Origin of the sequence: Sphingomonas sp. CL5.1, from assembly GCF_013344685.1 — a bacterium.
Classification (GTDB): domain Bacteria; phylum Pseudomonadota; class Alphaproteobacteria; order Sphingomonadales; family Sphingomonadaceae; genus Sphingomonas.
Genome location: NZ_CP050137.1, coordinates 3,324,003 through 3,350,461 on the forward strand (window position 1 = coordinate 3,324,003; position 26,459 = coordinate 3,350,461).

Sequence of the window (26,459 nt, forward strand, 5' to 3'; positions counted from 1 at the left end):
CATGCCCGCGCTTGAGACGATCCACGCCACCAGCGTCGCGATCGGCGGGCGGGCGGTGCTGCTGATCGGCCCATCGGGATCGGGCAAGTCCGATCTCGCGCTACGGCTGATCGATCGCGGCGCGGTGCTGGTGTCGGATGATTACACCGATCTCGATGGCGCCGGCGACACACTGATTGCCCGCCCGCCGGCGACGATCGCCGGGCGGATCGAGGTGCGCGGGGTGGGCATCGTCGATCTGCCATATCTCGACCACGCGCCGGTGGGGCTGGCGGTGCGCCTCGACGCGCGGGTCGAACGGATGCCGGAACCGGCCACATGCACCCTTGCCGAACGCGTGGTTCCGGCTATCGCGGTCAATCCGTTCGAGGCTTCCGCCCCGATCAAGATCGAGCTTGCGATGCGCCGGATTTCCTCGTGACCCCGCCCCCGGAGATATTGCTCGTCACCGGCATGTCCGGCGCCGGCAAGTCGACCGTGCTTAAGACGCTGGAAGACCTCGGCTGGGAGGTGGTGGACAATCTGCCGCTCTCGCTGCTCGACCGGTTGCTCAACGCCCTGCCGCCCGAAGGGACAGAGGGGATGCAGCGCCCGCTCGCCCTCGGCATAGGCGCGCGCACGCGGGATTTCGACGCGGCGCAGGTCGTCGCGCAGGTCGATCGGCTCCGCGCCAAGGGCGGCTATGAGATCGGCACGCTGTTCCTCGATTGCGATTCGGACGAGCTGGCCCGGCGCTACGACGAGACACGCCGCCGCCATCCGCTCGCACTCGACCGGCCGGCGCGCGACGGGATCGAGCGCGAGCGGGAGTTGCTCGCGCCGCTCCGCCGCTGGGCCAACCGGTTGATCGACACCAGCCATTTCAACGCCAATGCGCTGGCGCAGCAGGTGCGCGCGGCCTTCTCCCGCTCCGGGCTGGGCGATACGATCGTCTCGGTCATGTCATTCGGCTTCGCGCGCGGGCTGCCGGGCGACGCCGACCTGGTGTTCGACATGCGCTTCCTGCGCAATCCGCATTGGGAGCCGTCGCTGCGCCCCGGCACCGGCCAGGATGAGGATGTCGCCGCCTATATCGTCGCCGATCCCGCCTATGCGGACGCGCTGCGGCGGATCGAGGATCTGCTGCTGCTGCTCGTCCCGCGCTATATCGCGGAGGGAAAAGCCTATGTCACGATCGCGTTCGGCTGTACCGGGGGGAGACATCGCTCGGTCCATGTCGCCGAACGGGTGGCGGGGCGGTTGCTTAATGCCGGATTTTCGCCCACGGTCACGCATCGCGATCTCGCGGCGGCGCCGCAGGATGCGCTTGAGGGACACCCGATAGGGCAATGAACGACCTGAACAAGCAATTGATCGGCCTGGTACTGGTAACGCACGGGCGCCTCGCCGACGAATTCGTCACCGCGATGGAGCATGTCGTCGGCCCCCAGCAGCAGGTCCGCACCGTCGCGATCGGCCCCGATGACGACATGGAGGCGCGGCGCGGAGACATCCGCGATGCGATTGCCGCCGTCGACGCCGGGCGCGGCGTGATCGTGCTGACCGACCTGTTCGGCGGCACGCCCTCGAACCTCGCCATCTCGCTGATGGAGCGCGGCCGGGTGGAGGTGATCGCCGGCATCAACCTGCCGATGCTGATCCGGCTCGAATCGGCGCGCAAGGCGATGACGGTGGTCGCCGCCGTCGCCGCCGCGCGCGAGGCGGGGCGCAAATATATCTCGGTCGCATCGGAAGTGCTGGGCGAGGCCGCTGCGTGACGGTCTCGCGTGAGGTGCAGATCACCAACCGCCGCGGCCTCCACGCCCGCGCCAGCGCGAAATTCGTGACGCTCGCCTCGGCCCAGCCGATTCCGGTCAGCGTCGCCAAGGGCTGCTCCAGCGTCACCGGCACCTCGATCATGGGGCTGATGATGCTTGGCGCGGCGATGGGGGACACGATCGTCATCAGCGCGGTCGGCGAGGCGGCCGAACAGGTGGTTTCCGCCATGTGCGAGCTGGTCGAGGCCAAGTTCGGCGAGGATTGATGCCCCGCCAGATCACCGCTTATTCCAATCCGCTGGTGAAGCACGTCCGCGACCTGCGCGACAAGCGACACCGCCGCGAGTCACGCCAGTTCCTCGCCGAAGGGCTGCGCATCCTCACCGAGGCGCATGAGACGGGGCGCCTCCCCCGCCTGCTGTTCTTCGCCGCCGCCAGCGCGCGGCATCCGCTGGTCGAGCGACTGGTCGCGGCGGTCGAGGCGGCCGGCGGCGAGGCGATCGAGACGACGCCGGACATCCTTTCCAAACTCTCCGGCAAGGACAATCCGCAGGCCGTCGTCGGCGTGTTCGATGAGTTCGCCACCGCCCTCGACGCGCTCGACCGGAGCGGCGCCGGCATCTGGCTGGTCGCCGAGCGGCTGCGCGATCCGGGCAATCTCGGCACGATCCTTCGTACCGGCGATGCGGTCGGCACCGGCGGGCTGATCCTGATCGGCGATTGCGTCGATCCCTTCTCGGTCGAAGCGGTGCGCGCCAGCATGGGGGCGCTGTTCACGGTGCCGGTGGTGCGCTGCGATTGGGAGGCGTTTCTGACATGGCTGCGCGCCGGGCCGGGCATGTTGGTCGGCCTCAGCCTCCAGACCAAGCATGACTATCGCGCGCCCTCCTACCCCGCCCCCACCTTCCTCCTCACCGGCAACGAGGCGCAGGGGCTGCCGGAGGAATATGAGGCCGCTTGCGACCTGCTCGTGAAGCTGCCGATGCTCGGCAAGGCGGACAGTCTCAACGCGGCGGTGGCGACCGCCGTGATGGCCTATCAGGTGCTTGCAAGCCAGCGCGGATAGAAGCTATCGCCATACCGGGTTTTTGAATGGAACGGGATGAGGGCATGAAGCGCTTCGAGGGCACCCAGAGCTATGTCGCGACCGAGGATCTGAAGGTCGCGGTCAACGCCGCCGTCATGCTCCGCCGCCCGCTGCTGGTGAAGGGCGAGCCGGGCACCGGCAAGACCGTCCTCGCCTATGAGATCGCCAAGGCGACCGGCGCGCCGCTGATCGAGTGGAACGTCAAGTCCACCACCAAGGCGCAGCAAGGCCTCTATGAATATGACGCGGTCGCCCGCCTGCGCGACGGCCAGCTCGGTGACGAGCGTGTCCACGACATCTCGAACTATATCCGCAAGGGCAAATTGTGGGAGGCGTTCACCGCGCCGCAGCTTCCCGTCCTGCTGATCGACGAGATCGACAAGGCCGATATCGAGTTCCCCAACGACCTGTTGCAGGAACTCGACCGGATGGAGTTCCACGTTTACGAAACGCGCGAAACCGTCCGCGCTGCCGAGCGCCCGATCGTCGTCATCACCTCGAACAACGAGAAGGAACTGCCCGACGCCTTCCTGCGCCGCTGCTTCTTCCACTACATCAAATTCCCCGATCGCGAGACGATGCAGGCGATCGTCGACGTCCACTTCCCCGGCATCCAGAAGATGCTGGTGAGCAAGGCGATGGATATCTTCTACGAGGTTCGCGAGGTGCCCGGCCTCAAGAAGAAACCCTCGACCAGCGAATTGCTCGACTGGCTCAAGCTGCTGCTGCACGAGGACATGCCGCTGGACGTGCTCCAGAACCGCGACCCGACCAAGGCGATCCCGCCGCTGCACGGCGCGCTGCTCAAGAACGAGCAGGACGTGATGTTGTTCGAGCGGCTGGCGTTCATGGCGAAGCGGCAGGCCAATCGCCCCTGATTGTCGGCGAATCGATGAAGCGAGTCCCCGGCGCGACGATTCGCGCCGGGCGATAACCGGTTGTTAACCAATAAAGGTAACCATTCCGCCATCAGTGCAAGCTGAGAGAGCGGCGGGTGTTTAGACGATTTTCTTTCGGCCTGATGGGCCTTGCGGTTGCCGCGTCGGCCGTTCCTGCGTCCGCCGCGCTGCTGGATTATGTCGGGCAATGCGTGCCGTTCGCGCGCGCCGCGTCGGGCATCCAGATCTACGGCGACGCCTGGACATGGTGGGATCAGGCAGAGGGCCGCTATCCGCGCGGTCATCAGCCGAAGGTCGGCGCGGTCATCGCTTTCGCGAAGCAAGCCCGTCTCCCGCTCGGCCATGTCGCGGTTGTCAGCCGCATCGTGGAACGGCGCGTGCTGATGCTCACCCACGCCAACTGGTCCCGCATCGACGGTGCGCGGGGGCACACCGAGCAGGACGTGACGCTCTACGACGTATCGCCACGCAACGACTGGAGCGAGGTGAAGGTCTGGTATCGCGACTCCCAGGGGCTGGGCGGCACGATCTACAGCGTCAACGGCTTCATCTACGCGCCGGGCCAGCCTTCGCCCGAACTCACCTCGCGCAACCCCGATTATGTCGGCGCGCTGATCGACGCCTATGTCCCGGATGCCGGACGGGCGATGCGGTAGACCTATTCGGCAGCTTTATTGCCGTTTTGTAACATGGACGACACACAGCAGCTACAAAGTGTCCGTTTCGTAACTTTGCAATTGTGCTCCTCAATGCCGCTTTGGCACTGCCTTCTGATCGCCAACAGGGATTCAGGCGGTTCAAGAGGGGGAATCAATGACTTTACGAGGAACTATCATGCGCTCGAGCGCGCTCGGTGCATTGGCACTGGGCATTGGCGCGGTCTCCGGGCCGGTGTTTGCGCAGACTACGAGCGACCCCGCCGCAGCGGCGGAACAAGGCGAAGTTGTCGTCACTGGATCTCGCATTGTTCGCCCGGACTTGGAAAGCGCCAGTCCGGTCAGCGTGATCTCCGCACAGGAAATCCAGCTTCGTCAGCCGGGCACTGCTGAAGAACTGCTTCGTGACATGCCGGCGCTACGTCCTGCCATTGGTCCAGGCGTAAATAACGGTTCGGATGGCTCAGCCACGCTGGAACTGCGCGGTATCGACGCTAAGCGCACAATGGTATTGCTTGACGGTCGTCGCTTGGTGCCGTTTGGTCTTGACGGCCTCACTGACACCAACAACATCCCGGTTGCGCTGATCGAGCGCGTCGACACGCTGACGGGTGGTGCATCTTCGACTTACGGCGCCGACGCGGTCGCGGGCGTCATTAATTTTATCACGAAGCGCGATTTCAAGGGCATCACCGCTTCCGCCAACTACCGCGTTTCCGAAAAAGGCGACGCAACCCGGCTCAAGGCGGACGTCGTGGTCGGTGCATCGTTTGACGACGATCGCGGCAATGTCGTGCTGAGCGTTGGATATACCAAGGCCAATCCCTTGGAGACCACCTCGCGCGCCATCGGCGCCTATCCGATCAGTTCCGTGAATGGCCAGTTCCAGGGCGCTACTGCGGCGCTGGTGACGATCTTCGCCGCACCGTCGAATGCGAAGCTCGGGCTACCGGCAAGCTCGTTCGGTGCGGTGGTGAATCCAACCACCGGGCTGCTTCAGGCGGCAACGGCGGCGGATACTTTCAACACGAATATCGGCACCTATTTCCAGACGCCGCTTGATCGCATCAACGTCTATGCCGCCGGTCATTACAACATCAACGATAACGTCGAGTTCTACTCGACCGCAATGTTCACCCGGAACACCGTCCGCTTGCAACTCGCATCGTCTGGTACGTTCAGCAACACTTATCAGCTGGCGCTGAACAATCCTTATATTCCAACGGGTATTCTGTCCCAACTCTGCACTGCTAGCAGCATCTCCGCGACCGATTGTGCCACTGCGGCGGCGGTCAAGGGCGGACCTGGCACCGTGGGATATCGCGAAATCCCCGTCGTCGCACAGCGACGTATCACCGAAATGGGACCACGCGGCAACTCTGTGGAATCGCAGATGTTCCAGGTCGTGGGCGGTTTCCGTGGCTCGATCGTCGATTCTCTACGCTACGATGTTTCGGCACAATATGGCGAGACAACGCAGAATCAGACCCGAGAGCACTGGGGTTCGTACAGCAAGGTCCAGCAGGCCCTGCGCGCTTACAAGAATGCTGCCGGCCAATATGTCTGCGCCGATACCAGCAATGGTTGTGTGCCGCTCAACCTGTTCGGCCCGAACGGCAGCATTACTCCGGATCAGGTCGGGTTCATCGACCTGAGCGCGTTGATCAATCGCAAGGTTCGCCAGACGGTCGTCACCGGCAACATCACGGGCGACCTGTTCACCGTTCCGCTCGCCGACCATAAGATCGGCTTCGCGGTCGGTGCGGAATATCGCAAGATTTCCGCCAGCAGCATGCCGGACAGCGCCTCGCAGATTCAGGGCGAGGTGCTCGGAACCGGCGCGCGTACCCCGCCAGACTTCGGCGAATATAGCGTCAAGGAAGTGTTCGCCGAGATCAATGCACCGCTGGTCGAGGACAAGCCGTTCTTCTATCGCCTGGCCGTGGAAGCCGGCATCCGTTATTCCGATTACACCACGACCGGTGGCAGCACGACTTGGAAGGCAGGCGGCACATGGGAACCTTATCAGGGCTTCAAGTTCCGCGGCACCTATTCGGTTGCGGTACGTTCGCCAAACATCCAGGAACTGTACCAATCCCCCGTGCAGAGCCTCGGTAACCTGACGGTTGATCCTTGCTCCGGGAACGTGACGGGTGCTTTGGCGGCGCTCTGCATCGCGACCGGCGCTCCGGCATCGACGATCGGCTCGATTCCGTCGCCGACGTCCAACCAGATCAACACTACAACCTCTGGCAACCGTAACCTCGACGTGGAGCGCGCCCGTACCTATACGTTCGGCACCGCACTCACGCCGTCGTTCCTGCCGGGCTTCGCGCTTACGGTGGATTATTTCCACATCCGTATCCGTGATGCGATCACCCAGCCGGCGCAGTCGGACATTCTGAACGGCTGCTATTCAACCGTGCTCAATCCGACGCTCTCGTACAATTCATTCTGCCAACTCATCAAGCGTAACCCGCTGACGGGCAGCCTGAACGGCGCGGGTGAAACGCCGGGCGTGATCCTCGGTTACTCCAACCTTGGCGTGATCGAGACTGCGGGCTGGGATATCGGTCTTACCCAGCGGGCGCGGATGGACGATCTTGGCATCAACGTGCCGGGTATCCTGTCGATCGCGATGAACGCAACGCGTCTGAATTACTATCACTTCCAGGCCAATCCAAATTCGATCAATCGTGATTGCACCGGTTATTACAGCTCCGGTGGCTGCACCAATCCTCGTGCGAAGTGGCGTTGGACCGGTCGCTTGGGCTACGGCACCGACGTGTTCGACGTATCGCTGCTGTGGACCCACGTCAGCCGCGTTTCGCTCGAGCCGGGCGTGGCCAATATTCTTCCGGCATTCCGACAAATCCCGGCGTACGACTATTTCGATCTGGCCACTCGTGTGAGTCCGACCGAAAACCTCGAACTGTCGTTGACGGTCAACAACTTGTTCAACAAGCAGCCGCCGCTCGTCGGCAATGGCGTCGGCGGGACGACCTATAACGGTGGCAACACCTTCCCGACCATCTATGACGTGATCGGACGCTCGTTCACCATTGGTGCGCGTCTGAAATTCTGATTACCGACACAACGATCAACTCTTGGGGGCGCCGCGCAATCGGCGCCCTTTTTTTTCGACCCACTCCCCGAATGCCGCAGTTCATAAAGCCAGGCGAAAAATGTTTCGCTTCCGGCCCGGATTTGCGCGATGAAACCCGGCGCGTTCATCGCACGTTTCGTCGTCATGCCCCATGTAAGGGGAAACCGTCGACGTGACGGATTTGGAGATAGAAGATGATCAAGCATCTCAAGGGTCGCGGCACGATTTTAGCGGCGATCGCCTCGGGCGCGCTGCTCGTCAGCGGATGCGCGACCGAGACAACCTACCGCCCCGCGACGGGCAAGGGATTCTACCGCACCGGCTATAGCGACCGGCAGATCGAGACGGACCGCTGGCTGGTCACGTTCGCGGGCAACACCGTCACCGATCGCGACACGGTGGAGCGCTACCTGCTCTATCGCGCGGCCGAGCTGACGCTTCAGAACGGTTATGATTATTTCGTGATGGTCGACCGGTCGACCGATCGCCAGGCGCAGACCTATTCCACGCCGGGGCCGAGCTTCGGCATGGGCGGCTGGTGGGGGCCGTCGTGGCGTTATTACGGTCGCGGCTTCGGCTGGCGCGCGTGGGACCCGTGGTGGGGCGACCCGTTCTGGGGCGATGACATCGATATCCGCACTGTCGATCGCTACGAGGCTTCGGCGGAGATTCTGATGCGCAAGGGCACGCCGGCGCGCGATGAGGTCCGCGCGTTCAATGCGCGCGACGTGATCGACAAGATCGGGCCGACGGTGGTGATGCCGAAACCCTGATCTTGGGCGACAGGCAAAAGAAAGGGCGGCGGATCACCAACGATCCGCCGCCCTTTTTGCTTGGGAGCTAAAGAGCGAGCAGGTGGACAGTTCGAAAAACCGATAGCGCCGCGGGCGGAGATATGATTCTGGATTTCCGGTGATTTGTTCGGGGAGTACGGCGTGGGCCAGCGGGGATTTTTCGATGTCGAGGATCGGCTATCGCGGCTGAGCGATCTCGGAGATCAGCTGGAAGCGTTTTCCCGTGCGGTGGATTTTGAGCAGTTCCGGCCTGATCTGGAACGGGCGCTGGCTTATTCGGATGGCAGTAGGGGCGGGCGTCCGCCGATCGACCCGATGCTGATGTTCAAGGTTCTCGTCATCCAGACGATCAACACATTGTCGGACGAGCGGACCGAGTATCTGATCAACGACCGGCTTTCGTTCATGCGCTTCCTCGGGTTGTGCCTGTCGGATCGCGTCCCCGATGCAAAGACGATCTGGCTCTTTCGCGAGCGTCTCACCAAAGTCGGTGCCATCGCCACCCTGTTTGACCGGTTCGATGCCATGTTACGCGGGGCGGGCTATATCGCGATGTCAGGGCAGATACTCGACGCCTCGCTGGTAGCAGCGCCACGCCAGCGCAATACCAGTGCCGAGAAGGCGGACATCAAGGCCGGACGGATTCCGGAGCACTGGAAGGACAAGCCGGCGAAGCTCCGTCACAAGGACCGCGACGCGCGTTGGACGCTGAAGTTCACGAAGGCGAAGCCCAGAGACGATGGCTCGATGCCGGCGGTGAATCTGGCCATCCCGGCCTTCGGGTACAAGAACCACATATCCATCGACCGCCGGTTCAGGCTGATCCGGCGATGGAAGGCGACCGACGCCAGCGCGCATGATGGCGCCCGGTTGCGAGAGGGCCTGCTCGATCGCAGCAATACCGGCTCCAATGTCTGGGCCGATACCGCCTATCGATCGGGGGCGAATGAGGGCTTCATGGAACGCCATGGCTTCGTGTCGAAAATCCATCACAAGAAACCGCCGCATCGTGACATGCCGCCCCGGACCAGGCGGTCCAATACCGGAAAATCCGTCATCCGCTCCCGGGTCGAGCATGTGTTCGCCGACCAGAAATCCCGCATGGGCATCTTCGTGCGCACCGTCGGCATCCAGAGGGCAGAAATGAAGATTGGCCTCGCCAATCTCGTCTACAATATCCGACGCTTCCTGTATCTCGAGCGCATCAACGCCGTCTGAACCCGCCACACACCGTAGTACGGGTGCCGAAAGGCGCCAACCGCACCGCCGCCCAGCCCATCACGCGCTCAAAATAACGCCCTGAGCGCCAAATAACCGGTTCTTCGATCCGTCCAGGTTGCCCGCTCCCGCCTCACACCGCGCCGTGGCAATGCTTGTATTTGCGCCCCGAACCGCACGGGCACGGCGCATTGCGGCTCACCACGCCCTTCCAGCTTTCCGGGTCCTCGCCGATCTCGGCGGCGGTCGGCTGCGCGATCTGGAGCGGCGGGAGCTGGCTGGCGACGATGCCGAGCGTGCCCGCGTCGATATCGGCCGAATCGTCCTCGCCCGAAAACGGATCGAAGTGTGTGGTGATGAAATCCGGCAGCTCCGGCAGATCGGGCGGCGGCTGCATGCGGAACTGAGCGTAAGCGATCGTGCGCGTCACGTCCTCGCGGATGGCGTCGAGCATCCGCTGGAACAGCGCGAACGCCTCCTGCTTGTATTCGTTGATCGGCGTCTTCTGCGCATAGGCGCGCAGGTGGACGACCTGCCGTAGCGCGTCGAGCGTCGCGAGATGCTCCTTCCAGTGATGATCGAGATTCTGGAGAAGGATCGATTTCTCGATCTGCGTCCAGGTCTCCGGCTCGAGATCGGCCGCCTTGGCCGCGACCATCGCGTCGGCCTCGGCCTGGATGCGCTCGGTCACCAGCTCGGGATCGATCGATTCCTCGGTCAGCCAGTCGTCGATCGCCGGGGTCAGGTTGAGCAGCTCGGCGACGCGCTCCTTCATCCCCGCGACGTTCCATTGCTCGGGATAGGAATTCGGCGGGCAGGATTCGCCGACCACCGCGTTGACCGTCTCCGCGCGCATGTCCGCCACCACGTCGCCGACCGTCGCGGCATCCATGATGTCGGCGCGCTGCTCGTAGATCACCTTGCGTTGATCGTTCATCACGTCGTCATATTCGACGACCTGCTTGCGGATGTCGTAGTTGCGCGCCTCGACCTTCTTCTGCGCGGTCTCGATCGCCTTGGTGAGCCACTTGGAGCCGATCGCCTCGCCGTCCTCGATGTTGCTGCGCATCATCCGCGCGAACAGGGTATCCGGCCCGAAGATGCGCAGCAGGTCGTCGTCGAGGCTCAGGTAGAAGCGGCTGAGGCCGGGGTCGCCCTGACGCCCCGAACGGCCACGAAGCTGGTTGTCGATGCGCCGGCTCTCGTGCCGCTCGGTGCCGAGCACGAACAGGCCGCCGGCTTCCAGCACCTTCTGCTTCTCTGCCGCGATCTCGGCCTTGATCGCCTCGATCGCCGCGTCGCGTTCCGGCCCCTCGGGCATTCCCGCCAGTTCATCTTCAGTACGAAATTCGAGATTGCCGCCGAGCTGGATGTCGGTGCCGCGACCCGCCATGTTGGTGGCGATCGTCACCGCGCCCAGCCGTCCGGCCTGCGCCACTATATGCGCTTCCCGCTCATGATGGCGCGCATTGAGCACGGAGTGATCGACGCCCTCCTGGTTGAGGAACTCGCTCAGCATCTCGGACTTCTCGATCGAGACAGTGCCGACCAGCACCGGCTGGCCCTTTTGCGCATGCTCGCGGATCTTGCGGGCGATCGCGCGGAACTTGTCGTGGGTGTTCTTGTAGAACTCATCCTCCTCGTCGACGCGCTGCACCGGCAGGTTGGTCGGGATGGTGACGACGTTCATCTTGTAGATGTCGTAGAATTCCGCCGCCTCGGTCGCGGCGGTGCCGGTCATGCCCGAAAGCTTGGGATACATGCGGAAATAATTCTGGAAGGTGATCGAGGCCATCGTCTGGTTTTCCGGCTCGATCGTCACGCCTTCCTTCGCCTCGACTGCCTGATGCAGACCGTCGGACCAGCGCCGCCCATCCATCATGCGGCCGGTGAACTCGTCGATGATGATGACCTTGCCGTCCTTGACGATATAGTCGGTGTCGGCCTTGAACATCACGTTTGCGCGCAGCGCCTGGTTCAGGTGGTGGACCACCTGCGTATTCTCGAAATCGTAGAGGTTGCTGCCCTTGAGCAGCCCGGCCGCTTCCAGCAGCCGCTCGGCCTTTTCGGTGCCGTCCTCGGTCAGGACGATGCTGCGCTGCTTCTCATCCTTCTCGTAATCGTCTGGGGTGAGCTGCTTCACCACCGCGTCGACGCTGACGTACAGCTCGGACTTGTCGTCGGTCGGGCCGGAGATGATGAGCGGCGTGCGCGCCTCGTCGATCAGGATCGAATCCACCTCGTCCACGATCGCGAAGCTGAAGGCGCGCTGCACCATCTGGCTGCGCTCATACTTCATGTTGTCGCGCAGGTAATCGAAGCCGAACTCGTTGTTCGTGCCATAGGTGATGTCGGCGGCATAGGCCGCGCGGCGCTCCTCGTCCGACAGGTTGGGGATGATGACGCCGGTGGTGAGGCCGAGGAAGCGATAGACGCGCCCCATCCAGTCCGCGTCGCGGCTGGCGAGATAGTCGTTGACGGTGACGACGTGCACGCCCGTCCCTGGCAGCGCGTTGAGATAGGTGGCGAGCGTCGCGACCAGCGTCTTGCCCTCGCCGGTGCGCATCTCCGCGATCTCGCCGCGATGGAGGACGATGCCGCCGATCATCTGCACGTCGTAATGGCGCTGGCCGAGCACGCGCCGCGCCGCCTCGCGCACGGTGGCGAAGGCTTCGGGCAATATCTGGTCGAGCGTCTCGCCATTGTCGAGACGCTCGCGGAACAGCACGGTCTGGTTGGCGAGCGTCGCATCGTCCATCGCCTCAAGCGCCGGCTCGAACGAGGCGATCTTGTTGATGACGGGCTTGAGCGAGCGGACGTAGCGATCGTTGGAGGAACCGAAAAGCGACTTGGCGAAGCCAGCGAACATGGCGGATTTCCTGTAGATATTTGATGGACGCGACGCCACGGCGAACGCGGCGCGCAATTGTTCAGCGATGGGGGAATGCGGCGGGCAAGCGTGCTGCCCGCCGCATCGGGCGCCTTATTCGCGCCGGCGACCCACCCAGGCGGGTATGGCGGAAACCAGGTCGGCGGGAACGGACACGCCGCCCGCGACGGTGGCGAGCGCCGGCAGCGATGCCGCCGGGCGCAGGATCGGCCGCGCCACAACCGCCAGCGGCGCCTGACGCACCGTCTGCTCCTGCGCCACGGCCTGAACCGGCTGCGGCCCCGCGACGCGTGCGCCGACGCCGGTCAGCGCGGACAGCAGGGCGGAAAGGAGCAGCAGCAGGTTCATGCGCGCGAAGACATAGGGATGCCGCCCGCAAACGTCCAACCGTTTTCGCCGCGATCGCCCGTATTGTGTCACTCCGGGATCACCCATTTGACCGGCAGGCGCAGCCTTCCCGCGACTGCATCGCCCCTCGCATCGCGCGCCGGCTGATAGTGAATCCGCTGAAGCGCGATACGGCAGGTCGCCTCGTCGAGCGAGCGCGACCCGCTGCTCGTCACGATCTTGCAGCCGGTCGGCGCGCCGGTGGCATCGATGGCGAGATCGGCCACCGTCCGCCCTTGCTCGCCGCGCCGTAGCGCCTCGGCCGGATAGCTGTCTCCCGAGAAAGCGCCGGTGAGATCGGCCTGCGCGGGCTTGTTCGCCTTCGCCGGATCGCGTGAGGGAATCGTGCGCGCGGGCGACGCTTCCTGCTCGCCGCCGTGCTTCCGGGCGGCGAAATGCTCGCGCGCGCTATCCACCCATTGCTGGAGTTGCAGCGCCACGAGGAAGGCGATGCCGAGGCCGAGCGCCGCGCAGACCAGCGTGACGGCGATGCCGCGCGCGTCCAGTCCCGCTCCGTCCCGTTCGCGCTTCACCTCATCCTCGCTCACACTCACCCCTTTTGCCGCGCCGGGCGGGAGTCTATGGCGCGGGCATGTCCACGTCCACCTCCCCGCTCGCTACGCCTTTTCCCGATCTTCCCGCCGTCGCCGGCGCGAAGCCGCGCGTCGCCCGCGCGCGCTACAAGCAATGGGATCGCTGCGACCTCACCTTCGTCACGCTCGATGCGGGAACGGCGGTCGCCGGGGTGCTGACGCAATCGAAATGCCCGTCGCCGGAGGTGGAATGGTGCCGCAAGGCACTGGTGCTGGGGCAGGCGCGCGCGCTGGTGGTCAACGCCGGCAATTCGAACGCCTTCACCGGCAATCGCGGCCGCGCGGCGGTGGAGGCGATCGCGGCGCGGGCGGCGGGGCATCTCAGCTGCCAGCCGTCGGATGTGTTCGTCGCCTCGACCGGGGTGATCGGCGTGCCGCTGCCGATCGACAAGGCGGAGGCCGGGCTGGACGCTGCCTTCACCGCCGAGCCGTGCGACTGGCGCGCGGCGGCGGAGGCGATCGGCACCACCGACACCTATCCCAAGGGCGCGATGACCCGCGCGGTGGTCGACGGGCGAACGGTCACCCTGGTCGGCATCATCAAGGGATCGGGCATGATCGCGCCGGACATGGCGACGATGCTCGGCTTCATCTTCACCGACGCGGCCGTGGAGCCTGCCTTCCTGCAAGCCGCGCTGTCGGCGGCGAACGGGCGCACTTTCTCCTGCATCACGGTGGACGGCGACACCTCGACCAGCGACACCGTGCTGGCCTTCGCCACCGGCAAGGCCGGCAATGCGCCGCTCTCGGGCGACGACAGCCCCGGCGCCGACGCCTTCCGCGCGGCGCTCGCCGACCTGTGCCGCCAACTCGCGATGCTGGTGGTGCGCGATGGCGAGGGCGCGCGGAAGCTTATCGAGATTACGGTCGAGGGCGCGGAGAGCGACGCCAGCGCGCACCGCATCGCCATGTCGATCGCCAACTCCCCACTGGTCAAGACCGCGATCGCCGGCGAGGACGCCAATTGGGGCCGCGTGGTGATGGCGGTCGGCAAGGCGGGCGAGCCGGCCGAGCGCGACCGCCTCGCGATCCGCTTCGGCGCGACGCAGGTGGCACGCGAGGGGTTGGCGGTGGAGGGCTATGACGAGGCCCCCGTCGCCGCGCATCTCAAGGGCCGCGAGGTGGAGATCGGCGTCGACCTCGGCCTCGGCGACGGCCGCGCGACGGTTTGGACATGCGACCTGACCCACGGCTATATCTCGATCAACGCCGATTATCGGAGCTGACATGCTGCGCATCTGGGGTCGTCTCAACTCGCATAACGTCAAGAAGGTGGTGTGGCTCGCGGAGGAGCTGGCCCTGCCCTATGAGCGGATCGACGTGGGCGGCGCGTTCGGTATGGACGCGGCCTATCTCGCGAAGAATCCCAACCGCCTGATCCCGACGATCGAGGACGGTGATTTCGTGCTGTGGGAATCGAACGCGATCCTGCGCTACCTCGCGGACAGCCATCCCGACGCCGGGCTGTGGCCCGGATCGCCGCGCGAGCGCGCGTTGGCCGATCGTTGGATGGACTGGCAGTTCCTCTACGGCGAGGCGCAAAAGGACGCATTCCTCAACCTCGTCCGCAAGGCGCCGGAGGAGCGCGACACGGCGGCGGTCGAGCGTTCGAAAGCCGCCTGCGCAAAGATGCTGACCGTACTGGAGGACGCACTTGCCCGCGAGCCGTGGCTATCCGGCACGCGCTTCGGCATCGGGGACATACCGATGGGCGTCTATATCCACACCTGGTTCACGCTGCCGATCGAGCGGCCGGACATGCCGCGCCTCGCCGACTGGTATCGAAGGCTGCGGGAGCGGCCCGGCTATGCCGGCCGGGTCGCCATCCCGCTGAGCTGAGCGTCAGCCCAGTTCGCCCTCGAGCCACGCCTTGATCCGGCCCTTCGGCTCCGCCCCGACCTTGGTCGCGGCCGGGTTGCCGCCCTTGAACAGGATCATCGTCGGGATGCCGCGCACGCCGTAGCGGCCGGGGGCGTCGGGGTTCTCGTCGATGTTGAGCTTGGCAATCGTCACCTGCTCGCCCAGTTCCTCGGAGATTTCCTCCAGGCTCGGGCCGATCATCTTGCACGGGCCGCACCATTCCGCCCAGAAATCGACCAGTACCGGCTTGCCGGATGCGATGACGTCGGCGTGGAAGCTCGCATCGGTGATCTTCTTGGTGGCCATTCGTGAATCTCCTTCGCGGCCAATCTAGGATGCGTCGCGTCCGCGCTCAACGGCCATGCGACTAGCTTTGCTCCGCCATGCGATAGCGCGGCTTGTGCTCCGCCAGCAGGTCGGCGGAAAGCGGCACCAGCAACGGGCCGCCGGTATACAGCAGCGCCGCCTCGATCCGGTGGCCGGGGAAGATCACCGCGAGCGCGGCGGCATAGGCCGCCATCTGCCGCAGGTGATAGGGCGGCACCTCGTCCACGCTGCGCGGCACCCGCCGTGCGGTCTTGAAATCGACGATGCGAACGAGCGTGTCGGTGACGAGCAGCCGGTCCACCGTCCCCGCCACGACCATGCCGTCGGGCAGCACCGCGCTGACCGGCGCTTCGGCCAGCGCATCCGGCCCGAACAAGGCGGCGTGCGCCGGATCGTCGATCACCCGCAGCGCCGCCTCGACGATCGCCGCGCGCCCGGCGGCGTCGGCGACCTGTCCCACATCGGCCAGCCAGCGATCGGCGGCGCGCGCGCGATCGGGTGAGGCGACCGCCGGAAGCCGCTCGAACAGGGCATGGATCAGCCGCCCGCGCTCGGCCGACGCGCGCATCGCCGGGCCTGGCGGCGGATCGGCCACCTCGTCCTCGCCAAGCGACGACGGCGCGAGCGGGCGCGGCGGGCGCTGCTCCTGGGGTGCGGGCCGGCGCGCCCATTCCGGCACGGCGGGCGCCTCGAACCGCTCCGCCCGCGTCGCGGCGCGCGGTTTCGCGGCGGTCGGCGGGGCGATGCCGGCGAAGGTCCGCACGCCCTCCCCCGCAACGCCGAGCGCGTCGAAGGTGCCGGCGGCGAGGCCGTACCAGCTTTCCGGAGGCGGCACGCCCTGCCATTTGGCGCTGAGCGAGCCGGCGATCACCAGCCTTTCCTCGGCGCGCGTCGCGGCGACATAGAACAACCGCCAATGCTCCTGCCGCTCGCGCAGGTCGGTCGCGGCGACCACCGCGTCGATCTCGCCGGCGCGCTCGTCCTTGCGCGGGCGGAACACGGGCAGCGGCGCGGCGAGATCGGGCGGCGCCCACATCAGCGCCGAGCGCATCGCCGCATCCGGGTCGGCGGTGGCGTCGGCGAGGATCACCAGCGGCGCCTGAAGCCCCTTCGCGCCGTGCGCCGTCATCACCCGCACCGCGTCGCGCGGCTGGGCGGCGTCGCGCACGATCTCCACCTCGCCGCGATCGAACCAGTCGAGGAAGCGTTGCAGCGAGGGCGTCGCGCTCGTCTCGAAATCGAGCGCGGCGGACAGCAATTCCTCGATCGGATCGCGCGCTTCCTCGCCCAGCCGTTCGAGCAATTTGCGCCGCCCGTCGAGCGCGCCCGACAGCAATTCCTCCAGGAACTGATAGGGCGTGGTGAAATCCGCCCGCGCCAGCATCGCATCGAGCGGCGCGAGCAGGTCGCGATGCCGCGCCGACAGGTGCCGCCACAAGCTCCCCGATCGCGGCACGGCGCGGTCGAGCAGTTCCTCCTGCGTCCAGCCGATCAGCGGCGAGACGAGCAGGATGGCGAGGCTCAGGTCATCCTCCGGTTGCAGCACGAAGCGGATCGCGGCGAGCAGATCCTGCACCGCGAGCGGCGCATTGAGCCGCAGCCGGTCCACGCCCGCCACCGGCACGCCCTCGGCATAGAGCCGCGCGACGAGCAGTTGCGCCAGCTCGCCGCGCCGCTTGACGAGGATCATCACGTCCTCGGGCCTCAGCGCGCGGCCCTTGCTCTCCAGCATCAGCCCCTGATCGAGCCACGCGCGCACCTGCCGGGCGATGCGGGCGGCATTCTCGCGCACCGCATCGTCGATCCATTGTTCCTCGCCGTCGTCGCCCTCGCCCGCCCCGGCGCAGACCGGCGGCCATAGCTCGACCACGCCCGGCCCCGGCACCTCGCTGGCGTGCGGCGGCACCGACTCCGCCATGCCGAGCGCCTCATGCCCGATCAGCCCGATCGCCGCGTCGACGAACTCCAGCACCGGCCGCGTGGAGCGGAACGAGGCGAGCAGCGACAGCTTCTCGAACGCCAGCCCGCGTTCCTCGTCGGGCATATGGTCGTCGCCGCGCACCTCATCCGCCCGGCCCGCGAAATAGCGCTCGGCCGCGACGAAGTTGATCGGATCGGTGCCCTGGAACCCGAAGATCGCCTGCTTGTGATCGCCCACCGTGAACAAGGTGCGCGTCGAAGGGGCATGGACGCCGCGCCCGACGAAATATTCGTCGACCAGCGCGCGCACGATCCGCCACTGGTTCGCATTGGTGTCCTGCGCCTCGTCGATCAGCACGTGCTCGGTGATCTGGTCGAGCTTGAAGCGCACCCACTCGCCGATCCCCGGCTGATCGAACAGATCGACCGTCGCCGCGATCAGGTCGTCGAAATCGACCGCCCCGGTCCGCCGCTTCGCCGCCGCATAGCCGCGCGCATAATCGCGCCCGACCGTCAGCGCGTCGGCGAGCAGGTCGGCGAAGGCGGCGCGCACGCGCAGCGACAGCAGCTCCGCGCATTGCCCGTGCAGCCGCATCGCGAGATCGGCATAGGCCGGCTCCTGCGGCGCCTGCCCCTTGCCGAACGAGCGCGGATCGCCGTCCGCCCTGGCCCAGACGGCGTGGAGGTCATCCAGCGCCGCTGCGCGCTGCTCCGCGCCGAGCGCGAGCCATGTCGCGATCGCCTCCGCCCGCGTGACGCCGTTCTTCGTCCCCCATTCGCGGTTGAGCGCGGCGATCGTCTCCAGCGCGCGCCGGTCGATCGCGTCGTCACCGCAGGCCGCGCGGATCGTATCCTCGACATCGCCCGCCGGCAGCCCGAGCGCGCGCCGCACATAAGGACCGACCCCGGCCGGCAGCGCCTCCAGCGCCCGCCCCGCGCGCGCGCAATCGCGCAGGAACGCCTCCGCTTTCTCCTCGCCCAGTCTCACGGAGAGCGCGCCGATCGTCGCCGCCGGCCCGTCGCGCCCCTCCCGCTCGGCATCGACCAGCAGGTCGGCGAGTGCCTGCCGCATCAGCAGCGCCTCCTCGCGCGGCTCGATCGGGCGGAAGCCGGGCACCAGACCGGCCTCGGCCGGGAAGGCCGCGAGCAGCCCCTGGCAGAAGCCGTGGATCGTCTGGATGCGCAGGCCGCCGCCCGGCGCGTCGAGCACCTTGGCGAACAGCGTGCGCGCGCGCGCGACGCGCTGCGGCGTCGGCTCCTCGCCCAGCGCGATCAGGTCCTTCGCCAGCACCGTCTCCGGCGCGCGCACCCACGCCGCGAGCCGCTGGCTGACGCGCGCCGCCATCTCCGCCGCGCCCGCCTTGGTGAAGGTGAGGCACAGGATCGCCCCCGGCTCCACCCCGCGCAGCAGCAGGCGGAAGACGCGCGCGGCGAGCACCTGCGTCTTGCCCGTGCCGGCCGAGGCGGAGAGCCACACATGGCTGTCCGGCCGGCTCGCGGTGCGCTGCTCGCCGCGCAGCGGGGGCAAGGGGGCGAGCGCGTCAGCGGTCACGGCCATACCATTCGTCGCGCCGCATCAACTGGTCGTAATCGGCATAAGGGGCGTATTCGGGATGGAGCTTGGCGACGAACGGCTCGTCGCCGGTGAGCCATTGCTCCGCCGCCGCCGTGAACGCCCGGCGCGCGCGCTCGACGAACTCGTCCGTCACGATCCGCCCGTTCTTCCCCGCCGGATCGACCGGGCTGGTGACCTGCCCGAACTCGTCGCGATATTTCGCCAGCGACCAATATTCGAACCCGCCGGCCGTCCCCGCGATTCCCTCGAACCCGCCGGCCTCCGCGATCGCGCCGAGCAGGCCGAGCTGCATCGAGAAACCGGCCGCGACCGCCGAGGGCGACGGCGCCTTGCCGGTCTTGTAATCGACGATGACGAGGCTGCCATCGCCCGCGCGGTCGATGCGGTCGAACTTGCCGGAAAGCCTGACGCCGGCGATCTCCGCCGCGCCCTTCTCCTCGACGCGCAACACCTCGCGCCCGGCCGCGCGCTGCTGGACGAGTCGGTTCGCGATCCAGTCGATCGCGGCGATCAGCCGGGGCTGCCACAAGGCGCGGAGCAAGGGATGCGCCGCCGGATCGTCGAGCATCGCCAGCGCGCGCGGGCGCAGCTTCTCGATCGCGCAACCGTCCTCGCGCGCCCATTTCTCCAGCACCTCATGCACCGCCGTGCCGCGCCACGCGGCGGTGGGATCGGCATCGACCGGATCGAGCGCGGCGAGCCGCAGGATGCGCTGGGCATAGAAGGCGAAGGGATCGGCCTTCAGGCGGTCGACCTGCGTCACCGAAATCTCGCGCGGGCGCAGTTCCTTCGCCGGCGCGGGCGCGGGGCGCGGCGCGGGCAGATACACCACGGGCCGGTCGAGCGCCTCGACCCAGCTTTCGAGATCGTGCGCGCGGGCGAAATCCTTCCCCGCCATCGCCTCCAGCCGCAGCCAGAAGCGCGAGGCGAGCGTCGGCGAGCGGCTGTCGCGCCGCGCGCGGGTCATCAGCACGTCCGGCGCGCCCAGCCCCTGCCCGAAGTCATGCGCGGCGACCCCGATCCGCCGATCCAGCCCCGGCAGGCCGAGCGCGGCGCGGATGCGCGGGGCGAGCCACGGGTCGGGCGCTGGCGTGCCCGGCCACACGCCCTCGTTCAGCCCGCCAAGGATCATCAGGTCCGCCGATTGCAACCGCGCCTCGATCAGGCCGTAGATGGCGAGGCGCGGATGCCCGCCTTGCGCAGGGCGCACCGCCACCTCGTCCATCAGCAGCCGGATCAGCGGCGCGAGATCGTCCGGTGACACCGCGCGCGGCCCTGCCGCCGCTTCGGCTTCAAGTTCGGCGAGCAGGTCCGCCGCCGCGCGCCCTGCGGGGCCGCGCCACGCCTCGTCGCCGGCCAGCGCCTGCGCCGCCTCGCGCAGCGCCGCGATGCGTCCCGCGAACGGGCGATCCGCCGCGCCCAGCGCCGCCGCGATCGGCGCGAGCGGGGCGCACGCCTCGCTCCACCAGCGATCCTCGCCCATCCGCGCGTCGATGCCGGACAGCCCCGGCGCGGGTCGCGGCCCGCGCAGCGCGCGGTCGAGCCGCCGCACCCCGTCGAGCCACGCCGCGCGTTGCTCGCCGGCGCGCACCAGCGGATGCTTGAGCAGGGTGAGCAAGGCGAGCGGCGCGAAATCCTGCGCGGCGGCCTCGGCGATCGCACTCAGCAACGTCCCCGGCGGCAGGATCGAGAGCGGCCGCCCGGCGGTATCGTCGATCTCGATATCCCAGCGTTTGCAATGCGCCGCCACCCGGCGCGCCAGCGCGCGATCCGGCGTGACGAGCGCCGCCGTCCGCCCTTCCGTCTCCAGCGCGCCGCGCAGCGCCAGCGCAATCGCCTGCGCCTCGCCGGCCGGATTGGCGAATTCCGCCGCGCGCACGCCTGCCAGCCGCCGGTCGGCCGCCGCCAGCCCGGTCCATTTGCCGGTGAAGTCGGCCGGCGCGAGCGCATTGGCGATCGCTCGCCCGCGCGCCGCCGATGCGTCGAAATCGCTGCCGTCGCGCCATGTCGCCACCTCGCAGCGCGCGACGCCGATGCGTTCGAGCAGCAGCTTGAGGTGGAATTGTGGATGCACCTCGATCGCGCGTCGCCGCTCGTCTTCCGGATGCGGGCCGAGCGCCTCCCATTCCTCCTCGGGCATCGCGGTATCGACGCCGGCCAGCACCACCATGCCTTGCGGCAAGAAGGCGATACTACGCAGCAGCCGCGCGACGGCGGGCGCGGAATCGGTGATGCCCGCTGCGCAGACGAACCCGGCCGGCGGATTAAGGCCCCACCGCTCCGCCAGCCGCGACAGCAGCCGCGCGCGCCGCTCGGCAAGGTCGATCCGCCCGAGCCGCGCCAGTTCGCCCGGCCAGCGATCGAGCACCACGCGGAACGAGGCGAGCGCGCGCTGCCAATGTTCCGACAGTTCCGGTCCGAGGTCCAGCTCGGCCAACCGCGACGGCGGCACCTCCTCGACGATGAGCTGGTCCAGCGTCCGCGCCAGCTCCCCGGCCAGCCGCACCGCCTCCGCCGCGTCGAGGTCGCCACGCTCCTCCTGCACCAGCCGCGACAGGATCATCCGCCGCGCGAGCGGGGCGATGGCGGGCGGCACGGGCGCCGCGTCGTCGGCCGGATCGAGCGCGGCGCCGATCGCCTCACCCAGATCATCCGCGCCGATCGCCACCAGCCGGGGCAGCACCAGCCCACCGCCGGACGCGCGCACGAACGCCTCGGTGATCGCGATCTTGGCGCGGTTGTTCGGCAGCAGCACCAGCCCGCGCGCCAGCCCCAGCGGGTCGCCGCCATGACGTCGCATCAGCCCCGCGACCAGCGCGTCGGCGAAGGCCCGATGCGCCGGGATAGTGTAGACTCGCGGCCGCCGGCCTTCAGCCATCGGCCAGCAGCGCCTCGGTCTGCCTGATCGCGCCGGGCGTGCCGACATCGAACCACAGCCCCTGATGCACCACGCCATAGGCGCGGCCAGCCTCGATCGCGCGATCCCAGAACAGGTTGGTGGAGAAAGGCCCTTCCGGCCAGTCCCTGATGAGACGCGGGTGCATGATCTGCACGCCGGTCCACACGAAGGGCGCGACCTGCCCGCGCCCGCGCCGCCCGACGATCCGCCCGTCCGGCGCGAGGCGGAAGTCGCCCTGCCCGCCATGATTGTGCGCGCGGGCATAGGGCACCATCAGCAGCAGCGCGTCCATCGCCGCATCGTCCCAGCGCGAGGCGAGCAGCCGGATCGCGTCGCTCGGCCCGTCGATCCACAGATTGTCGCTGTTGACGTAGAGGAACGGCTCGTCGCCCAGCAGGTCGCGCGCCTGCACCAGCCCGCCGCCCGTCTCCATGAGCTGCCCGCGCTCGTCGGAGACGATGATCTCGATCCCCTTCACGCGGTGGCGCAGGTGCGCCTCCAGCGCGTCGGCGAGATAGTGGACGTTGACCACCGCGCGCTCGACCCCGGCCGCCTTCAGCCGGTCGAACACATGATCGATCAGCGCCTTGCCCGCCACCTCGACCAACGGCTTGGGCCGCGTCGCGGTGAGCGGGCGCATCCGCTTGCCGAGGCCGGCGGCCATCACCATCGCAGTCTTCGGCACCTTGCCGCCGGGGTTGGGGCGGATCGCCTTGGGTCGGGTCATCGTCCTGACAGCACCATCGGATCGCCACGCAATTCGGGCGGGATATTCGCATCGAACCAGGCGGCGACCGGCGCCAGCGCGGGATAGCTCAGGTCGCGCTCCAGATAGGCCCAGACGCGCGGGCAAAGCGCAGGATAACGCGGCTTGCCGTCGCGCTTCCACAGCCGGGTGAAGATGCCGACGATCTTCGCGTTCCGCTGCGCGCCCAGCACATGATAGGCGTCGAGGAACGCCTCGCCCTCGCCGGTCGCGGCACGATAGCGGGCGAGCATCGCCTCCTCGATCGACGGCTCCACGTCGCGCCGCGCGTCCTGCAACAGCGAGACGAGATCGTAGGCGGAATGCCCCGCCAGCGCATCCTGGAAATCGAGCAGCCCCAGCCCGGCCGGGATCAGCATCAGATTCTCGACGTGATAGTCGCGCAGCACCGTCACCGGCCGCTCGGGGATCGCACGCGCCAGCACCTTGTCCCACGCCGCGCGATAGCCCGCGGCGTCCACTTCCAGTCCGATCGCGGGGCAATACCATTCGGTCAGCAGCCCCGCCTCCCGCTGCAACTCGGCGAGGTCATAGGGCCGCAGCCCCGCCATCGCCTCATGCCCGCGCAGTGCCACCAGCACGTCGATCGCCGCGCCATAGAGCCGCATCGCCGCGTCGGGATCGCGCTCGATCGCCTCGCGCATCCGCGCATCGCCGAAATCCTCGATCAGCACGAGGCCCACCGCTTCGTCCGCCGCATGGATCGCCGGCGCGAAGAAGCCGCGCTCGCCCAGCCAGCGCGCGACCGCGATGAACGGGCGCGGGTCCTCGTGCGGCGGCGGTGCGTCCATCAGCACGCCGCGCCGTTCGCCGAGGCGCACCCGGAAATAGCGTCGGAAGGAGGCATCGCCCGCCAGCGGCGAAATCTCCGCCCCCGCCCAGCCGTTCGCGGCGAGGAAGGCGGCGGCGCCGGCGGGGGGAATCATGTCGATCGCCATCGCCGCTCCCAAGCCGGGGGCGCGGCCCAAGTCAACCCGCGCGCGCCATCCGGCAATATCTCCAGCCTCAGCCGCAGCGCATCGGGCCAGGCGTCCGGCCCGGCGCGCTCCGGCCATTCGACCAGCAGCGCGGAATCATGACGCGCCTCGTCCAGCCCCAGCTCCTCCATCTCGTTCGGATCGTCGATACGGTAGAGATCGACGTGCAGCACCGGCAGCCGCACCTCCGGCGGGGCATAAGGCTGGACGATCGCGAAGCTCGGCGACGGCGCCTCCCCCGCCAGCCCCAGCGCGGCGAGCAGCCCGCGCGCGATGCTCGTCTTGCCCGCGCCGAGCGGTCCGTCGAGCGTCACCACGTCGCCCGGCGCCAGCACGGCGGCGAGCGACGCGCCGATCGCCTCGGTCGCCGCCGGATCGGCCAGCCGGATCATCGCCGCGGCAGTTCCACCGTGACCAAGGTCCCCTCACCCGGCTCGCTGAGTAATTCGATCGTGCCGCGATGCGCCTCGACGAACTGCCGGGCGAGTGGCAGGCCGAGATCGAGCGCGCGCTCCCCGCCGCTGGCGATGCCCGGCCGGGGAAAGCGATCGAAGGCATGGGCGACGGCTTCCGCGTCCATCCCCGCCCCGTCGTCCGACACCACGATCCGCGCCGCGCCTGCATTGCCGTCCACGTGGAGCAGCACCCGGCCGTCCTTCCCGGCCGCGCCGATCGCGTGGCGCAGCAGATGCTCGATCACCTCGCGGATGCGCCGGGCATCGCCGGTGATCCGGCCGACCGAGTGGCTGATCTCCACGACATAGTCGATCCCGTCCTTCTTCGCCTGCGGGGCGAGGCGATCCGCCGCCGCGCGCGCAATCGCGGCGAGGTCGATATCCTCCTGATCCAGCCCCTCGCCCTCGTCGGCCGCCTGCGTCAGGTCGAGCACGTCGTCGATCATCACGCCCAGCCGCTCGACCGATTCGAGGATCGCCTCGACATAGGCGTCGGCCTGTTTGGTGAGCTTGCCGGCATAGCCGCCGTGCAGCATCTCCGCGAAGCCGCTGATCGAGGTGAGCGGCGTGCGCAATTCATAGCTCATGCTGGCGACGAACGCGGTCTTGGTGCGGTCGGCCTTCTCCAGCGCCTCGGTGCGCTCGCGCAGCGCCTGCTCGATGCGGCGGCTGTCGGTGATGTCGAGCATCGTGAACAGCGCGTTGCCGTCCGGCAGCGGCACCGCCGCGAACTCGAAATGCCGTCCGTCCGCCAGATCGACCCGCCCGCTGCGCGTCTGCCGCTCGACGGTCGCGGCGCGAACCAGCTCGTTGATGAACCGCGCCTGCCCCGGATTGGCGAGCTTCGCGGCCACCTTCTCCGCCACCGCATCGACGCGCGGATGGCCGCTGAGGAACTCCTCCTCCAGCCCCCACAAAGCGCGGAAGCGGTTGTTCCACAATTGCAGCTTGCCGTTGGTGGCGAAGACGGCGAGCGCCTCGAACAGATTGTCGAAGGTGGCGGTGCGGACGCGCAGCAGGGTGTCGCGCGCGGAGGCGAGCTGCACCTGCTCGGTCCGGTCCTCGAAGATCAGCAGCAGGCCGCCGTCGGGCAGCGGCTGGGCCAGCACGCGGATATGCGCGCCGTCGGGCAGCAGCCACGTCTCCTCGAACGCGCCGTCCTGCGTGAACCAGTCGCGCCGCTCCGCCTTCCAGCCGGGGAAATCGCGTACTTCGGGCACGCGGTTCGCCTCGCGCATCCGCTCCAGCACGCGGTCGAATTCGGGCCGGTCGGCGAGCCACTCGCTGCGCATCGCGAACATGCGACGGAACGGCTGGTTGCAGAAGGCGAGCGCGCGGTCGCGCCCGAATTGCGCCACGCCAGCCGAGAGCCGGTCGAGCAGCGCGCGCTGCGCCTCGCCGAAGCGCCGCTCGCGCGCATGGGCCTGCTCCAGATCCTCGATGTCGATCGCATAGCCGGCGACACCCCCGCTCGGCAGCGGGATATCATGGAGCCTGAGCGAGCGCCGCTCGCCACCGATCGTCGCGGGCAGCACGCGCTCCTGCGGGCGCCCCAGCTCGCGCGCCGCCACCGCGCCGCCGAGCGGCCCGCCCTGCCCGGAGCCTTCGACAAGCTCCAGCCCGCGCGCCACCACGTCCGCCGCATCCGCCGCCTCGACCGCCGCGACATAAGCGGTATTGGCCATCGCCAGCTTCAGGTCCGGCCCGCGATACCACATCGGCAGCGGGGCGGTCTCGATCAGGCTGGTCAGCGCCTCGAACGCTTCCTGCAACTCGTCCTTCTGCCCGGTCAGCCGCGCGATCTCGCGCTGGCTGTCGGTGGCGTCGAACACCCAGACGACGACAGCGCCGCCCATCTCCTGTGGCCCGCGCTCGCCGCGCCACATCAACGTCCGCGACGATCCGGGAAGCGTCATCGCCCGCGCGAAGCCACGCCCGGCGCGCTGCGCGGCCGCGATATCGCTCTTGAGCGCGGCGATCGTCTCCACCGGCAGCACGCTCGCCAGTTCGTCGATCCGCCCCGGCAACCCCTCGACGCCCAGCCAGCGCGCGACGGTAGCGTTCAGCTCGATCCGCCCGTCGCCATAAGCGATGATCGGCGATGCCGGCGCCGTGTGCAGCAGCGCCTCGTAGCGCGCATTGGTCGCGCCGGTGGCACGCGCTCCGGCCGTCGCGCGCAATCCGGCGAACAGCAACCACGCGCCCGCGAACAGCAGCAGCGCGACGGCCGCGCCAACGGCCAGCGCGGCGGCGGTCGAAATCTCGATCATGCCGGGCGCACCCGCCCTTCGT

22 protein-coding genes are annotated in these 26,459 nt (G+C 67.9%); 12 read left to right on the forward strand and 10 right to left on the reverse strand.

Going from position 1 to position 26,459, the window contains the following annotated elements:
- Position 1 precedes the first annotated feature (1 nt).
- From F9288_RS16075 to F9288_RS16120, 10 genes are all read left to right on the forward strand, one after another.
- Positions 2-421 (forward strand): HPr kinase/phosphorylase, encoded by a 420-nt coding sequence (locus F9288_RS16075; protein ID WP_174837715.1) that lies wholly within the window; start codon positions 2-4, stop codon positions 419-421.
- A complete protein-coding gene (gene rapZ, locus F9288_RS16080; protein ID WP_302675299.1) occupies positions 418-1,332 on the forward strand; it encodes an RNase adapter RapZ in 915 nt (304 codons plus the stop codon). The genes F9288_RS16075 and rapZ overlap by 4 nt, the downstream gene beginning before the upstream one ends.
- 17 nt (positions 1,333-1,349) lie before the next feature.
- Positions 1,350-1,757 (forward strand): PTS sugar transporter subunit IIA, encoded by a 408-nt coding sequence (locus F9288_RS16085; RefSeq protein WP_174839129.1) that lies wholly within the window; start codon positions 1,350-1,352, stop codon positions 1,755-1,757.
- The gene (locus F9288_RS16090) at positions 1,754-2,023 is read left to right on the forward strand and encodes an HPr family phosphocarrier protein (protein WP_174837717.1); all 270 of its coding nucleotides are present in this window, start codon (positions 1,754-1,756) and stop codon (positions 2,021-2,023) included. Before F9288_RS16085 ends, F9288_RS16090 begins: the two co-directional genes overlap by 4 nt.
- On the forward strand, positions 2,023-2,823 hold the full coding sequence (locus tag F9288_RS16095) for an RNA methyltransferase (protein WP_174837718.1): 801 nt from the start codon (positions 2,023-2,025) through the stop codon (positions 2,821-2,823). Before F9288_RS16090 ends, F9288_RS16095 begins: the two co-directional genes overlap by 1 nt.
- A 44-nt stretch (positions 2,824-2,867) precedes the next feature.
- The gene (locus tag F9288_RS16100) at positions 2,868-3,722 is read left to right on the forward strand and encodes a MoxR family ATPase (protein ID WP_174837719.1); all 855 of its coding nucleotides are present in this window, start codon (positions 2,868-2,870) and stop codon (positions 3,720-3,722) included.
- 143 nt (positions 3,723-3,865) lie between these two features.
- The gene (locus F9288_RS16105) at positions 3,866-4,399 is read left to right on the forward strand and encodes a CHAP domain-containing protein (protein WP_174839130.1); all 534 of its coding nucleotides are present in this window, start codon (positions 3,866-3,868) and stop codon (positions 4,397-4,399) included.
- A gap of 178 nt (positions 4,400-4,577) precedes the next feature.
- Positions 4,578-7,484 (forward strand): TonB-dependent receptor, encoded by a 2,907-nt coding sequence (locus tag F9288_RS16110; protein WP_174837720.1) that lies wholly within the window; start codon positions 4,578-4,580, stop codon positions 7,482-7,484.
- 215 nt (positions 7,485-7,699) lie between these two features.
- Entirely contained in the window at positions 7,700-8,278 is a 579-nt protein-coding gene (locus F9288_RS16115) for a hypothetical protein (protein ID WP_174837721.1), read from the forward strand.
- A gap of 162 nt (positions 8,279-8,440) precedes the next feature.
- Entirely contained in the window at positions 8,441-9,517 is a 1,077-nt protein-coding gene (locus tag F9288_RS16120; RefSeq protein ID WP_174837722.1) for an IS5 family transposase, read from the forward strand.
- Between the two features lie 133 nt (positions 9,518-9,650).
- Here the strand turns inward: F9288_RS16120 and secA are convergent, their stop codons facing one another.
- The 3 genes from secA to F9288_RS16135 all read right to left on the reverse strand — a co-directional run bounded on the left by secA (position 9,651) and on the right by F9288_RS16135 (position 13,342).
- The gene (gene secA / locus F9288_RS16125; protein ID WP_174837723.1) at positions 9,651-12,386 is read right to left on the reverse strand and encodes a preprotein translocase subunit SecA; all 2,736 of its coding nucleotides are present in this window, start codon (positions 12,384-12,386) and stop codon (positions 9,651-9,653) included.
- 114 nt (positions 12,387-12,500) lie between these two features.
- Positions 12,501-12,755, reverse strand: coding sequence for a hypothetical protein (locus tag F9288_RS16130; RefSeq protein ID WP_174837724.1), 255 nt, complete (start codon positions 12,753-12,755; stop codon positions 12,501-12,503).
- A gap of 68 nt (positions 12,756-12,823) precedes the next feature.
- Positions 12,824-13,342, reverse strand: a complete 519-nt coding sequence (locus tag F9288_RS16135) for an energy transducer TonB (protein WP_174837725.1) — start codon at positions 13,340-13,342, stop codon at positions 12,824-12,826.
- A gap of 44 nt (positions 13,343-13,386) precedes the next feature.
- Here F9288_RS16135 and argJ point away from each other — a divergent pair, with 44 nt between their 5' ends.
- Positions 13,387-14,613, forward strand: a complete 1,227-nt coding sequence (gene argJ, locus F9288_RS16140) for a bifunctional glutamate N-acetyltransferase/amino-acid acetyltransferase ArgJ (RefSeq protein WP_174837726.1) — start codon at positions 13,387-13,389, stop codon at positions 14,611-14,613.
- A gap of 1 nt (position 14,614) precedes the next feature.
- Entirely contained in the window at positions 14,615-15,226 is a 612-nt protein-coding gene (locus F9288_RS16145) for a glutathione S-transferase family protein (protein WP_174837727.1), read from the forward strand.
- Between the two features lie 3 nt (positions 15,227-15,229).
- Here F9288_RS16145 and trxA read toward each other — a convergent pair whose 3' ends face one another.
- The 7 genes from trxA to F9288_RS16180 form a co-directional block, all read right to left on the reverse strand.
- Entirely contained in the window at positions 15,230-15,553 is a 324-nt protein-coding gene (gene trxA / locus F9288_RS16150) for a thioredoxin (protein WP_174837728.1), read from the reverse strand.
- 61 nt (positions 15,554-15,614) lie between these two features.
- Positions 15,615-19,052 carry a double-strand break repair helicase AddA gene (addA, locus tag F9288_RS16155; RefSeq protein WP_174837729.1) on the reverse strand — a complete coding sequence of 1,146 codons (3,438 nt, stop codon included), beginning with the start codon at positions 19,050-19,052 and terminating at the stop codon, positions 15,615-15,617.
- A complete protein-coding gene (locus tag F9288_RS16160) occupies positions 19,036-21,948 on the reverse strand; it encodes a PD-(D/E)XK nuclease family protein (protein WP_174837730.1) in 2,913 nt (970 codons plus the stop codon). The genes addA and F9288_RS16160 overlap by 17 nt, the downstream gene beginning before the upstream one ends.
- Positions 21,941-22,696, reverse strand: coding sequence for a nucleotidyltransferase family protein (locus F9288_RS16165; protein ID WP_174837731.1), 756 nt, complete (start codon positions 22,694-22,696; stop codon positions 21,941-21,943). Before F9288_RS16165 ends, F9288_RS16160 begins: the two co-directional genes overlap by 8 nt.
- Complete coding sequence (locus tag F9288_RS16170) at positions 22,693-23,673, reverse strand: aminoglycoside phosphotransferase family protein (RefSeq protein WP_254620912.1); 981 nt, start codon at positions 23,671-23,673, stop codon at positions 22,693-22,695. Before F9288_RS16170 ends, F9288_RS16165 begins: the two co-directional genes overlap by 4 nt.
- Positions 23,658-24,104, reverse strand: coding sequence for a tRNA (adenosine(37)-N6)-threonylcarbamoyltransferase complex ATPase subunit type 1 TsaE (tsaE, locus tag F9288_RS16175; protein WP_174837732.1), 447 nt, complete (start codon positions 24,102-24,104; stop codon positions 23,658-23,660). Before tsaE ends, F9288_RS16170 begins: the two co-directional genes overlap by 16 nt.
- Complete coding sequence (locus F9288_RS16180; protein ID WP_174837733.1) at positions 24,101-26,437, reverse strand: PAS domain-containing sensor histidine kinase; 2,337 nt, start codon at positions 26,435-26,437, stop codon at positions 24,101-24,103. Before F9288_RS16180 ends, tsaE begins: the two co-directional genes overlap by 4 nt.
- Between the last annotated feature and the right edge of the window lie 22 nt (positions 26,438-26,459).